We start from the raw sequence: 14,382 nt of genomic DNA, 5'->3' as shown, positions 1-14,382 counted from the left end.
GCGGAAACGCGCGGCTCATTGCCCAATGGCACTCCAAATCAGCGGGTAGGTCGCCATCGACTGGCCGCGATACTGCGGCCGGAACCCGTACAGCACCACATGCCCGCGGCCCAGTTTCACATCAACTAGCGCGGCCTTGCCATTGAGCTTCGACCCGCCAAGGAGCCACCCTGAAAGGAGTGGATTTCCTGTAACGGGATAGGTCGCCACCGCGGTCGCTTGGGAGGGGTCTGAAATCTCGAACGCGGGGCCGTTCTCAAACCAAATCGCGGGAACATTGGATGTGAAGCCTTTCACAAGCGGACTCGAGCGATCGAGCTCCACGGCGAGTATCGAACCGGGACAGTAGAAATCATTGCTCGAGACGCCGGCGAGCACGTTTTTCACCGGCAGCTTGAGTCCACTGATCAGCGCAGTCGACGCCGTGTTGAACGCCAGAACGGATCCGCCGTTTTTCACGAAGCTGTCCAACGCGGCGAACGAATCGGCCGCGCCTCCACCACCGCCGCCACCGCCGCCACCTCGACCACCGCGGCCGCCACCGCCACCGCCGCCGCGCCCACCTGCGCCCGCGATGCCGCCTTCGGGAATCACGATCACGTCGAACTTGTCGTTCAACGAACCCGGCTCGACGTCTTTCTCGGTGATTGGCGTGAACGGCACCTTGTAGAGATCGAGAATCCAGTGCGTCCAACCCTCGTCGATCGGCTCGTTGGTGCTCGGGCGCAGCAGCGCGATTCGTTTCGACGACGAGATCTTCGCGCTGACCTTCGGCTCGGGCACCCCCTTGATCACCGGTCCCGTCGCGGGCGCAGCGTCCATGGCGTGCGCGACGTCGACGCCGAAGAGCAGCGGCAGCGTGTGCGCGGTGACGTCGTACGGGCGCTTCGGCGGCCCGCCCGGGTAGTCGAAGAGATCCGGATAGTGCTGGCGCTCGAGAAGCGCTTTCGCGTAGGCGCCGAACGGCTGCTTCGTGAGGACCACGTAGCTGCCGGCGGGATACGATTTGTCGTCGATCGTCGTCGGCGCGGTCGATTCACGCACCTCGACCTGGCCGTGCTGGAGCGTCCAGATCAAACGCTGGAGCGCCTGCGTATCGGGTTGCGTCTTCGGAATCACGATCGCCGATGGCCACTTGTCGCGCCCCCACGCCGGAAGATCGCCCATCGCGCGATCGGCCTGCGCCGCGTAGCCCTCGAGCCACGCGCGGCGGTTGAGCGCCGCGTCGAGGAAGAGCGCCCAGCTTGCCGCGACTTGATACCGCACGATGTCGCCGTAGCCCCAATGCCCGCCCACCCAGAGCGACGGGAAATTCCACGACACCGTTTTCGCCTCATACCCTCGACCGGCGCCGAGCTGGTCGAAGGGAATGTCGATTGCCGTCGCGAGACGCGCGCTCGCCGTCTCGGTGAGCAGTCGCGCGCCGCGGTGATACAGCGAATATTGCCGCGCCGGCGACCACTGGTCATAGGATGCGTTGCTGCCGATCCCCGTGAATCCCTCGTTCGTCATCCGCCACACGATCGACATGCCGAGGCCGTTCGTCGCCGCCGTGAGAATCGGATCGATGTTGGGCTCGATCGGGTCCATGTAGGGCGGAATGAAGATTCGACCCGCGTTCGATCCCTGCTGGTGGATGTCGTTCACGATTTCCGGGTCCCACGGCGTGTAGAGCGAATCCACCGTGTACCGCGTCTCGGGCTGCGTGAACGCGTACCAGTCGCGGTTGTCGTCGTGGCCGACGTACTTGTGGTAGAGCACCGGCGGGTCACGTCCCTCCTGCGGCGTGCCGAGCGTCGAGCGGTAGTAGTCGCCGATGATGTCCACGCCGTCGGGGTTCTGCGACGGCACGAGGATGATGATCGTGTTGGCGAGGATCTCCTTCGCTTCACGGTCCTGCGCGCGCGCCAGACGATCCGCGAGGACGATCGGCGTCGTGAAGCCGCCCGACTCGTTCGAATGGATCGCCGACGTGACGAGGATGACGTTTTTTCCTTCGTCGATCAGCTTTTCGCGGTCGCCACGCGCCCCCTGAAGCCGCGGATCCATCAATCGCCGTTGGATCTCGCGATAATGGTCCAGGTTCGCCAGCGTCGCCGAGTCGGAGATGAAGACCGCGAGGAACGGCCGGCCGAGCGTCGTCTTGCCAAGCACCCGCGTCGTGACGCGCGGACTCGCTTTGTCGAGGGCCGTGAAGTAGTCGGTGATCTGTTTCCAGCTGGGCAGATGCCGGTCGGCGCCCGGCTCGAAGCCGAGGATGGAGGCGGGCGTCGGAATCGCCGTACGCTGCGCGGCGACGGGGACAGCGACGCAGGCGGCGAGGCTCGTTACGGCGAAAGCACGAAGGCGCATCGAGGAAGGATTGAGGGCCGTTGACGATACGCCACGGCTTTCGAGGGCGTAAGAGTCGACAGACTACGAGATAGCGGGGCGACTCGTTGGGTTTTGTAACGGCGCGGCGCGGCTGAAAGGGGGCTGTTGTGGCCGCTGGCGCTCTAGTCGTCAGCGTCAGCGACGGGCGCCAGTCCAGACGGCGCTGTTTCGCCTGACGCTGCCGCCGGTCGCTGACGACTAGAATGTTCGCCCCACGGAGGTCCCCTTTAGTGCGCGCCGCTGATGCCGCACCCACTGGCAACTCGGCGCGTTCACGCCAGTTTTCTCTTCGCCCCGACCATCCTCGAGCCTGTCATGAGACGTCCTGCGTTTATCCTCGCCGTTCTCGTCGCCTTCCGTCCTTCGCTCGCTCGCGCTCAACGAGCCGCGGCCGCGCACTCGACGGCGCCGATACTCGCCTCCGTCGACACGATGCTCTTCCACGGGCTTCGGTTCCGGATGGTCGGTCCGCCGCGCGGCGGCCGCGTCACGACGGTGACCGGTGTGCCGTCGCAGGCGCGCACTTTCTATATGGGCGTGGCGAGCGGCGGCGTCTTCCGAACGACCGATGCCGGCGCCTCGTGGGTGCCGATCACCGACGGCAAGGTGCCTGTCGCGTCGACCGGGTCGATCGCCGTCTCCGAATCCGAGCCGAACACGATCTACCTCGGCACCGGCTCCGACGATATTCGCAGCAACGTCTCCACCGGCCGTGGCGTGTACAAAACCACCGACGGGGGAACCAGCTGGACCTTCGCCGGCCTGTATGACGCCGGTCAGATCGGTGCGGTGCGCATCCATCCGTCGAACCCGAACGTCGTGTGGGTCGCGGCGATCGGAAACGCGTTCAAGCCGAACTCCGAGCGCGGCGTATTCAAGACCACCGACGGCGGAAAGACGTGGCGGAAGGTGCTGTTCGTGTCGGACAGCGTCGGCGCGGCGGACGTCGAGCTCAATCCCGCGAACCCGGACATCGTATACGCGTGGATGTGGCGCGGGCAGCGCAAGCCGTGGACGATCATCAGCGGCGCGCAGAATTCGGCCGGCGTCGGGTTCTACAAGAGCACCGACGGTGGCGAGCACTTCACCAAGATCACCGGCGGCCTGCCGACGGCGTTGGTCGGCAAGGCGAATCTCGCCGTCACCGCGGCCAACCCGAATCGCATCTACGCGCTCGTCGAGGCGAAGCCGGGCGGCGGACTCTATCGCTCCGACGACGCGGGCGTCTCGTGGAAGCAGGTGAGCAGCAACGGTCAGCTCATCACGCGCCCCTTCTATTACGTCGCGCTCGCCGCCGATCCGACGAACGCCGACATCGTCTACGCCGGCGCGGAGAGCTTCTACAAGTCGACGGACGGCGGGTCGACGTGGACGTCGATGCGCACGCCGCACGGCGACAATCACGACATGTGGATCAGCCCGCACGACGGGAAGGTCATGATCCAGTCGAACGACGGCGGCGCGAACGTCTCGCAGGACGGCGGCCGCACCTGGTCGACGCAAATGAATCAGCCGACCGCCGAGATCTATGGCGTGTGGCTCGACGAGCAGACGCCGTATCGCCTCTACGGGGCGCAGCAGGACGCGAGCACGGTGATCGTGCCGAGCAATCCCGTCGCCGGCAACACGGATCCATTCGAGAGCGGACCGGGCTGCGAGACGGGGCCGATCATGCCGCACCCGAAGAATCCGGAGATCGTCTACGGTGCGTGCAAGGGGCAGTTCGGACGCATGTTCATGAACACGCGCCAGGAACAGAACTACTGGGTCGGCGGTCAATCGCTCTACGGCAACGACGCGAAGGATCTCATTTACCGCTTCCAACGCGTGTCGCCGATGGAGACGTCGCCGTGGGATTCGAGCGTTGTCTACTACGGATCGCAGTTCGTGCACCGCTCCAAGGACGGCGGCGTGCACTGGGAAAAAATCTCGCCCGACCTCACCGCGCACCCGGCGTGCTGCCAAGGCGGAAGCGGCGAGCCGATCACGCGCGACGTGACGGGCGAGGAGTTCTACAGCACGCTCTACGCGATCAGCGAATCGAAGACCGAGCCGGGCGTCATCTGGACGGGGTCGAACGACGGTCCGTTCTACATCTCGCGCGACAACGGCAAGACGTGGAAGAACATCACGCCCAAGGACCTGCCGACGGGGGGGCGCGTCCAGTACATCGAGACGTCGCCGCACCGAAAGGGCGCCGCCTACTACGCGGTGTACCGCTACCTGCTCGGCGATTTCGAGCCGTATATTTATAAGACTGAAAACTACGGCGCCACGTGGACGCGACTGACCGACGGCAAGAACGGCATCCCCGCCGATTGGCCGACGCGAGTCGTGCGCGAGGATCCGGTGCGCGAGCACCTGCTCTACGCGGGCACGGAATTCGGGCTGTTCATCTCGTACGACGACGGTGGGCACTGGCAGCCCTTCGAGCTCAACATGCCGAACGTGCCGATCACCGACATCAAGATCCACCACGACGACATGATCGTCGCGACGCAGGGACGCTCGATGTGGATCCTCGACGACGTCTCGTCGCTGCGGCAGGTGAACGCGCAGACCGCGACGGCCGCGTCGGTCCTCTTCAAGCCGCGCGACGCCGTGCGCGCGCGCATCGGCGGAGGGCGCGGCTTCGGTGGGGGCGGCGGCGGAGGTGGCGCCGGCGCCGCGGCGTCGGGGCAGGCGCAGTTCGGCCCAAGCGGCGCGTCAATCGAGTACTACCTGGCGCACGCCCCGTCGGGCCCGGTCAACATCTCGATACTCGATTCGGCGAACCACGAAGTGCGGAAGTACTCGAGCGAAGCCACGGCGAGCGTTGCGTCGGCCGACGCCCCCGCCGCCGCTCCGGACGACGAGGAGGGCGGGGGAGGATTCCGTCGCGCCGCGCCGCCGGTTCGTCTCAGCGCGAACCCCGGCGTGAATCGTCTCGTCTGGGATTTCAACAACGACGGCGGCCTGATGCTCCCGCCGGGATCGTACAAGGTGAAGATGTCGGCTGGCACATGGAGCGATACGCAGCCCTTGGCGTTGACGCCCGATCCACGGCTGGTCGCCGACCACGTCACCACGGCCGATCTGCGCGAGCAGTACGAGCACAACGTGCGCATGCGCGAGATGACCGCCGAGGTCGGCCGAGTTGCCAACCGCGTGCGCCAGGCCCGGACACGCCTGCGCAACGGCGGCAGCGCCGACTCTCTCGCCAAGGTGGATTCGCTCGCGACGACGCTCTTCGGCCCCGACGAAGGCATCCGCTACGGCCGCCCGGGCCTCCAGACGCAAATCACGTATCTCGCCGGCATGACCGCCCGCGTCGACCAACGCATCGGCCGCGACGCTGTCGAACGGTACCAGGTGCTCCGAAAAGATCTCGATACTGTGGAAGCGGCCGTTCTCCGAGTGCTGGGTCCCGAGGTTCGGCCCAAGGCGTAGCCCGTGCGCGCGACTGTGCTTCTGCGGAAACCGCAACGACTCGACCGCAGAGACGCGGAGGACGCAGAGAGGCGCGGAGGAAAGCACCAGCGAGACATTGTGAAGCGACCCCGGGATGCCCTAGCGTGGCTTCCCGGGGTCGGTTGCAAACGGTCCTCTCGTCGTCTTCTCTCTGCGTGTCTCTGCGTCCTCCGCGTCTCTTGCGGTGAGCAGTTCAGTTGCAGTCGAGCGCGCGCACGGCGCATTGTTCCGCCGACTGGTCTATAGAAATCTGAAATAACGCTCCACGAAAAGGATCCGCTCTAAGCGCTCGACGGTCATCGTCGAATCCATCTTGATGCGGCGGAGGCCGAAGCGGTCGGTGAGGCCGGAATTCATACGGCCCTTGCCGCGCACGGCGCAACGGTAGCCGGCGGCGCGGGCGGCGTGGCGGATGGCGCGGCTCTGGTTACTGAACGGGTACGCCACGACGTCCACTGAGTGGCCGAGCAGCTCGCTCAACGTCTCTCGGGATCGGCGCAGATCGGCGGCGGCTTGTTCGAGCGGGACGCGGGCCAGCGGCACGTGGAGATCGCCGTGCGACCCAAATCGTACGCCGTCGCGCCGCAGCGCGGCGATGCGTTCGGGGCCGAGCAGGGGGAACGAGTGCTCGCCGCGGTCCCAGGCGTTCGTGCCGCCGATCTGACTGGCGACGAGGAAGACCCAGGCGCCCATGTCGCGCGAGCGGAGCGCCGGCCACGCCCGCTCGTCGAAGCAAGTGTACCCGTCGTCGAATGTGAGGATCAGCGGTCGTTTCGGCAGGGGACGGCCACCGTCGCGATGGGCGAGCCAGTCGGCGAAATCGATCGTGCGATAGCCCAGCGCACGCAGCGCGTCGAGCTGCGCCGCGAAGAGCTCCGGCGCGACGAAGTTGCCTGGCGTCCGAACGTCCGACGGAAGCTCATCGACCTTGTGATACATCAGGATCGTGAGCTTCATCCCTCGGTCGATCGGCTCCTGGAAAACAGGAAGGCGTATTTCAGAAACGACGCGAAGGAGCTGAGCGCCGAAGCCACGAAGCCGACGCTTCCGTCGCGCCATCCCGAGTACACGAAGTAGTCGCGGAAGAAACGCCACGCCGGACGACCCACCAAGTCGCGCATGCGCGCTTCGCGCCCGCGAGCGTACAAATCCTCCGCCCCCCACCGCGCATACTTCACGATCTTCGCAACATGGTGGGCGAGGTCGCGATACGGATAGTGCACGATCGGGCCGGTGAGCGTCCCGATGTCTTCGATCGGCTCGAGGTGCTCGTGCACGCGATGGCACACGTAGCGACGCTCGTTCGTGAACAGCCGAACGTGCCAATCGCGCCCCCACGGTCCGTAGTGCAGCTCCCGGCCGAGGTAGTGGTTGCGGAACTTCATGCGGTAGGCCGCGCGCGTCGGGTTCCGGCCGGTCACGATCTGGGAGATCTCGGCTCGCAGCTGGGACGTGACGCGTTCATCCGCGTCCAATGCGAGAATCCAGCGATTCTGGGCCGCCTCGATCCCGGCGTTCCGCTGCGCCGCGATGGTCTCGCCGCAGACCATGATCACGCGCGCCCCAGCCGCTTCAGCGATCGCGGGTGTCCGATCGGTCGAACCGCCATCCACGACGATGACTTCGTTCGCCCAAGACAGGTCGGCGACAGCTTGAGCGATTTGCGCCGCCTCGTTGAGCGTCGGAATCACGACGCTGACCGCGATGCCGTGTTGCGGCGCGGCGTCGACGGAGGCGAGCGAAGTCCCCTCGCGCAGAGCGGACAGGTTCAGAGGTACCGCAGCGGACATCGCGTGCGTCTGGGTGGGAGAAATGCGAACCGAATGCCGCCGCCGGATGTTGCGTTTCCGTAGTCGGCGGTCCATCTATAAGGTTCCCCCCTCAGATGGATGTCAGACGGTCTCGCCGCCGGCCCGATGATCCCCCCCTTTCGACTCAGCACCTTTGGTAGCGTTTACCTGTCGCGGGACGGGGAGATTCTGTCGGGGGCCGCGGGGCAGCGTCGCCTGCTCGCGATTCTCACGATCCTCGCATCCGTCGGCGAACGCGGAATGTCTCGCGATAAGCTGCTCGGACTGCTCTGGTCTGAGGGCGAGCCTGACAAATCGCGACACGCGCTCACCCAGTCGCTGTACCATATAAGAAAAGCACTCGGCGTCGAGCGAATCTTTCTTAGCGGTGCGGACTTACGCATCGATCCCGCCGCGATGACGTCCGACGTCGGCGACTTCCAGCTCGCACTCGCGCAGGGCCGTCTCGCCGACGCGGTGAAGGTCTACCGCGGTCCGTTTCTCGATGGTTTTTATCTCAACGGGGATCCTGACTTCGAGTTCTGGGCCGCCACTGAACGAGATCGACTGTCGCGCGCGTTCGCGCAGTCACTCGAATCGCTCGCGCGCGAAGCCCACGAGGCCGGTGATCGCCAGGGCGAAATCCAGTGGCGAATTCGGCTCGCCGATCAGGATCCGCTGAACGGCGTCGCAATGGCGGGACTCATGACGGCGCTCGCGGAGAGCGGCGATCAGGTCGGTGCTCTGCAGCGCGGACGTTGGCACGAGATCCGGATGCAGAGCGAGCTCGACCTTCCACCCGCTCCCGAAGTCGCGGAGTTGTTGGTCAAGCTTCGCCGTTCGACGCCGACGCGAGAAGTGCCGAGCACTGAGACCGAGGATGTCCTTCCATCGGAGCATCCGTCGGAGGCGCTCGTATCGGCGCCTGATGCGGCGGCCGTTTCGACGATCGGCGTGAGCGTCGTTCCGAGCGACGATCGCGACGCGGGCATCACGAAGCGGCTCAAAGCGTCGTCAGCGGCGTGGATGGGATTTGCCGCCACGATTCTGGTGGCGATCGGCGCGTTGTCGGCATCGGCGTGGCGTCTGGCCACGGCTCGAGCGGCGGACCATGAGCCTGTGGTCGCCGTCGCGCCGTTCCACGTCGAAGCGTCGGACGCATCGGCCTCGTATGTCCGCGAGGGCCTTCTCGAGTTGCTCGGCTCGCGCATCGCCCTCGCCGACGGAAAGCGAGAGACGGATCCGTCGCGCGTCTTGCGCGCCGCGCGCTCGACCGGATTCATGAACGACGGAGCCACGACGCCGACGATCGCCGACGCCGTGCGATTGGCCAAGTCGCTGAGCGTCGATGAAATCGTCGCCGGCTCGATCGAGCCCGCGCCCAACGGAACCGTGGCGATTGCCGCGACGCTCGTCGACGTGCGCAAGTCGCAGATCGCCGCGTCGGTGCGTGTCTCCGGCCCGCCCGACAGTTTGACCGCGCTCGTCGACAAGATCGTCGCCGGTCTGATTCTGCGAGAATCCGGCGACCGATCGTCGTCGCTGCCCGAGCCGCCGAGCATCTCACCGTCGGCGCTGCGCGACTACGTGGCCGGCCGCGCCGCATATCGGTTGAGCGACTACAACCTCGCGCTTCGCGCGTACGGACAAGCGCTCGCCGAGGAGCCGAGCTTCGCGCTCGCCGCGCTCGGGTTGGCGATGTCGGCGGACAAGGCGAACTCGGCGGAACAGCACGATCGCGGCGTGGCGATCGCTTGGGCGCACCAGGCCTCGCTGCCGCCGGCGGATCGCGCGTTCTTGCGTGCGTTCGCGGGCCCGCGATATCCGCAACCGTCGTCGGCCTCGGAAATCCTCGAGGCGTGGCGCGCGGTGGTGCGCCTCGCGCCCGACCGCGCCGACGCGTGGTACGAGCTCGGCGAGAGCTTGTACAACGACGGCGAGATCATCGGAATGCGTGACGCCGCGGCACGCTCGAGCGAAGCGTTCTCGCGCGCGCTGCAACTCGACCCGTCGTCCGGCCCGTCGCGCCGCATGCTCGCGCTCCTTTACGCCCGGCTGCGCGACACGGCGTCGCTGCGCCGGCTCGTGTCGAGCGTCCCGGCGGCGGACTCGAGCGACGCGTTGAGCGTTTTCGTACGATGGCGCGTCGCGCACGCGCTAGGCGATTCGCAGGAGGTGCGCCGTGTCCGCGCGCATCTTGGCGACGCGCCGAGCGGCGCGCTGCGGAACATCGCGATGACGTCGCAGTTCGACGGCATCGACGTGCCCGATGGCGACCGGGCGATCGAAATCCTCGCGCGGCGGGCGATCACCGACGGCGAGCGCGTAGACGTCGCGCTGGCGCGCCACAGCCGCGCGCTGAATCGCGGCGATCGTGTCGCGGCGAACGCGATCGCGCGCGACCTCGAGTCGTTTCCGCCGGGATTGCACGCCGGCCTTCGACTCCGCGTGCTCGATGCGCTGTACTCCGGCGACGTGCCGGTGTCGGCGCGTCGTGAAGCGGACGCGCTGAGCGATCATTTGCGGGCTCCGAGTACCGCGTCGGTAGCGGACAGTGCGGTGCGATTGGCGGACGCGTGCGTGGTCGGCCAGTGGCGTCTCGAGACGGGCGACGTGCGCGGCGCGCGCGACGCGCTCGCCATGCTGCGCGCCGGCGGCACGCCGGCGTTCCCAGTGCCCGTCGGCGCGAGCCCGAGCACGTGCGCAACGCTGCTCGACGCAGCGATCGCGATCGAGTCGAACGCGCCGACCGCGCGCGAGCGCCTCGCCCATTTGGATTCCTTAATGCTCAGCGGTCCGGCGGTGGGCGACGCCATGCGGTATGCGAATCTTCTCGTCGCGCGCGAGTACCGCGCGGCCGGCGACTCGCGCCACGCCCTCTCGGCCTTGTTACGCCGATCGTTCGGCCGTGGGTGGCCGCGTTACAAAGAGACGGGGCTGCGGCTCCAGATCGATCTCGCGACGGAGCTGGGAGACACGGCGGTTGTGCGCGCCGCCCGCGAGCGCTTGATCCCGACGAGCCGCTGAACGTAGCGGCCCGAGTCGTCGGCCGCGACTCGCGCCGATCAATTGGTCCCTATCAGCTAACGGTCAGCGCGGTTTCCGTGTGACGAACCGTCCCAAACGAGGCCGGTTTACGCATCTGAAACGATTGGCGCGCGATCTAGCCAAGTTATCAGGATTGGATAATATATGCGTCGAGGTTTTGTCAATTTCTGGGTGACGATTTGTCACCTCGCAGGGTTGTTTGCGTGACGCCGGTGGGACCACCGGTGGGACGAGCGTCCCCGTAGCGCTCGTGGTCCGCGCAGGTCGCAGGTTCGTGCTCGCGCCGAATTGCGATTCTCGAGTAAAGGACTTCGCACGCGCTCGCCAAATCGCGATATCGGCCACTCACCCAAGCAGTACGGTCGATGGAGGAGGCATGGCACTCTCGTTCCGCGGCATCCTTGCTTCGTGGGCTGTCGCAGTAGCGGTGCCGGTCGCGCTCGCGGCGCAGCAGCCCGCGACGATTACCGGAAAGGTCACCGGTGAAGGCGGCAGTGGTTTGGCCGGCGTGGCAGTGTCGATCCCAGAGTTGGGACTCGGTGGATCGACGAAAGACAATGGGACGTATCTGTTCACCGTCCCCGGCGCGCGTGTCACGCGGGCGGCCGTCACGATCACGGCGCGACGCGTGGGCTACAAGCCGAAAACCGCGCGCGTCACGCTGAACCCCGGCACGATCACGCAGGACTTCACGCTCGAAGCGAATCCGCTGCAACTGGGTGAAGTCGTGGTAACGGGCGCGGGCACGACGATGCAAGTCGAGAAGCTTGGCAACGTACGCAACCAAGTCGACTCGACCCTCGTTCAAAAGTCGAACGAGTCGAACGTGGTTCAGGCGTTGGCGGCGAAGGCGCCCAACGTCGTGGTGAACCAATCGGCGGGCGATCCGGGCGCCGCGTCGAAGATTCAGATCCGCGGTCTGCGCACCCTCAACGGGCAGACGCAGCCGCTATTCGTCGTCGACGGCGTTCCAGCGAACAACGAAACCTTCTCGACGACGAACTTCAATCCGATCGACGCGGGCGGCGGCGGCGTCGGCGGACAGGACAACGGCGGCGAGTTCGAGGGCACCTCGGCTCCCAACCGCATGATGGACATCAATCCGGACGACATCGAGAACATCGAGATTCTCAAGGGCGCGGCCGCCGCGGCGATCTACGGTGCGCGCGCCGCGAACGGTGTCATCCTGATCACGACGAAGCACGGCCGCTCTGGGCAGACGCACTACGAGCTGCGCTCGTCCGGCTCCAACGACCAGGTCACGCGCAAAGAACCGCTGCAGCGCGGCTTCGGCCAGGGGCTGCAGAACGTGGCCGCCGGTACGTGCGACGACATCGGCAAGGGGAGCTGCCTGCGCAGCTGGGGCCCGGCGATTCCAGCCGGTACGCCGACGTACGATCACGCGAGCGAAGCATTCGACACCGGCCACATCCTCGACAACACGCTCAGCGCGTCGGGCGGCAACGATCGCACGACCTTCTACCTGTCGGGCAACTACAACAACAACCAGGGCGTGTTCATCGGGCCGAACAACTACTTCAACCGTGGCACGGTTCGCCTGAACGCCACGCACCACCTGACGGACAACTTCACGCTCGGCGGCAACTTCTCGTACGCCGATACGCGCGGCCACTTGACGCAGCGCGGCAACAACGTGAACGGCCTGCTCCTCGGCTTGTTCCGGACGCCGCCGGGCTTCAACAACTTCCCAGCGCTCGATCCCAAGACGGGGCTCCACCGTTCGTACCGCCTCCAAGATCCGACGCCGGAAACCGCCGGACAGTCGCGCGGGTTCAACAATCCGATCTTCTCGCTCGAGGATGAGCTGAACGATCAGAAGGCCGGACGCACGTTCGGCAACATGAACGCGCAGTACATCGCGAACAATTGGCTCACGTTCGCGTACACACTCGGCGCGGATTATTCCAACGACGAGCGCACCGAGGGGTGCCCGGCCGAGTGCTCCGACGTTGCCGCCACCGGCCGCGTCACCGAAGGGAAGATCGTCGACTACCAGATCGACCATAACCTCACGGCGACGGCGACCTGGAACCTGAACCCGAACTTCGGCGGCACCTTCACCGCGGGCCAGAACCTGAACGCGCGCAATTTCCGCACGTTCTCCGTCGTTGGGCGCACGCTCATCGCGCCGCAGCCGATGGACATCATCAACACGCTGTCGCGCGATCCGGCGAGCGATTTCCAGACGCAGATCCACAACGAGTCGTACTTCGGTCAGGCGACGTTCGACATCCACCAGCAGCTCTATCTCACGGGCGCGCTGCGAAGCGACGGCTCGACGACGTTTGGCCACTCGAACAAGACGGCCGCGTTTCCCAAGGCGAGCGCCGCATGGAACTTCACGAACTTCCACAGCGTGAAGGGACTCACGTACGGTAAGCTTCGCCTGTCCTACGGTCAGGCGGGCAACGAGCCGCAGCCGTACCTGACGTCCGCGGTGTTCAACGGCCAAGGAACGGTCGGCGGCATTGCGCAGGGCACGGGCCTCACCCCGACGCAGAGCGGCCTCGGTGGTCTCTTCTTCACGGGCGTGAAGCCTGCCACGGCGCTCAAGCCCGAGCGCACGACAGAGAGGGAAGCAGGCTTCGATCTCGGCTTCTGGGGTGAGAAGGCCGACCTGAGCGCCACGTGGTACAAGTCGCGCACGACGGACGTCATTCTCGTGACGCCGATCTCACCGTCGACGGGCTTCGGCAGCGAGGCGAAGAATGCCGGCGTCTTCCGCAACAGTGGCGCCGAGCTCTCGCTCAACCTGCGTCCGCTGATGGGCACGAATTACCAGTGGGACCTCGGCTTCGGTTGGGGCAAGAACCAGTCGCTCGTCGAGAACATCGCCGGCGCGCAGTTCCTGTTCACGGGGTCGTCGTTCATCGGCACGGTGGCGATGGTCGGTCAGCCGCTCGGCGTCATCCGCGGTCTGGGGTGGATCCGCTGCGGCGTCACGCCGACCGACTATCTACAGGCCAACTATCCGTCCGCGGCCGCGGCGTGCCAGGGCAAGGCGAAGGGCACGCTGTACATCGACGACGGCACGAATGGCTGCGCGAACGCCGGCATGCCGTGCGGCGATTTCGACAACCAGCGCATCCTCGGCGATCCGAATCCGAAGTGGACCGGCAACATGCACTCCAGCTTCAAGTACAAGAAGCTCGAGCTGTCGGGACTGCTCGATATCCGTCACGGCGGTTTGATGTGGGACGGCACGCGGGGCGCCCTGTGGAGCTACGGCACCGCGGGCGACACGAAGAACCGCGCGATCTGCACGGGCTCGTCGAACGCCTCGTGTTCGGGCAACCTGCACGCATTCGGTGATCCCGATTGGTACCCGGGGCCGGTCACCGGTCCGGGCGCCGGCCAGAAGATTCCGATCGGCGAGAACTGGTATCGCACGAGCGGCATCGCCGCCTGTCCCTTCACGGGCATCGACGAGCCGTGCCTCGAGAACGCCGGCTTCGTGAAGCTGCGCGAGATCTCGGCCGCGTACACGTTCGACGGCGCCTGGGTCAACCGGCTGCTCAACCTGAACACCATGACCATCCGCGTCGCCGGTCGGAATCTCAAGACGTGGACCAAGTACCAGGGGCTCGATCCCGAGACCAACGTCGCGGGACCGTTCGAGCAGGTCGGCGCGGCGGATTACTTCAACCTCCCGCTCACCCGTTCGTTCGTCGTCTCGGTCAGCCTCAACCGTTAACGCGAG

General features: G+C 66.1%; 6 protein-coding genes. 3 read left to right on the top strand and 3 right to left on the bottom strand.

Features of this window, described 5'->3' with window-relative positions; translation table 11 throughout:
* Nucleotides 1–15 precede the first annotated feature (15 nt).
* Nucleotides 16–2,352: a M14 family zinc carboxypeptidase gene (locus VGQ44_14735; protein HEV8448083.1), complete on the bottom strand. Its 2,337-nt coding sequence runs from the start codon at nt 2,350–2,352 to the stop codon at nt 16–18.
* 336 nt (nt 2,353–2,688) lie between these two features.
* Here VGQ44_14735 and VGQ44_14730 point away from each other — a divergent pair, with 336 nt between their 5' ends.
* On the top strand, nt 2,689–5,802 hold the full coding sequence (locus VGQ44_14730) for a hypothetical protein (protein ID HEV8448082.1): 3,114 nt from the start codon (nt 2,689–2,691) through the stop codon (nt 5,800–5,802).
* Between the two features lie 261 nt (nt 5,803–6,063).
* On the opposite strand, the gene VGQ44_14725 is transcribed toward VGQ44_14730, so the two are convergent.
* Together VGQ44_14725 and VGQ44_14720 are read right to left on the bottom strand one after the other, a co-directional pair.
* Entirely contained in the window at nt 6,064–6,780 is a 717-nt protein-coding gene (locus VGQ44_14725) for a polysaccharide deacetylase family protein (protein HEV8448081.1), read from the bottom strand.
* A complete protein-coding gene (locus VGQ44_14720; protein HEV8448080.1) occupies nt 6,777–7,613 on the bottom strand; it encodes a glycosyltransferase family 2 protein in 837 nt (278 codons plus the stop codon). Before VGQ44_14720 ends, VGQ44_14725 begins: the two co-directional genes overlap by 4 nt.
* Nucleotides 7,614–7,739: 126 nt before the next feature.
* On the opposite strand from VGQ44_14720, the gene VGQ44_14715 reads away from it, so the two are divergent.
* Both VGQ44_14715 and VGQ44_14710 read left to right on the top strand, forming a co-directional pair.
* Nucleotides 7,740–10,640: a BTAD domain-containing putative transcriptional regulator gene (locus tag VGQ44_14715; protein HEV8448079.1), complete on the top strand. Its 2,901-nt coding sequence runs from the start codon at nt 7,740–7,742 to the stop codon at nt 10,638–10,640.
* Between the two features lie 397 nt (nt 10,641–11,037).
* Nucleotides 11,038–14,376 carry a SusC/RagA family TonB-linked outer membrane protein gene (locus VGQ44_14710; GenBank protein HEV8448078.1) on the top strand — a complete coding sequence of 1,113 codons (3,339 nt, stop codon included), beginning with the start codon at nt 11,038–11,040 and terminating at the stop codon, nt 14,374–14,376.
* Nucleotides 14,377–14,382: the final 6 nt, after the last annotated feature.

It is taken from the genome of Gemmatimonadaceae bacterium (assembly GCA_036003045.1).
Lineage (GTDB): Bacteria > Gemmatimonadota > Gemmatimonadetes > Gemmatimonadales > Gemmatimonadaceae > JAQBQB01.
Note: the sequence above shows the minus strand (reverse complement) of the source record. Positions and strands in the feature narration are given on the sequence as shown.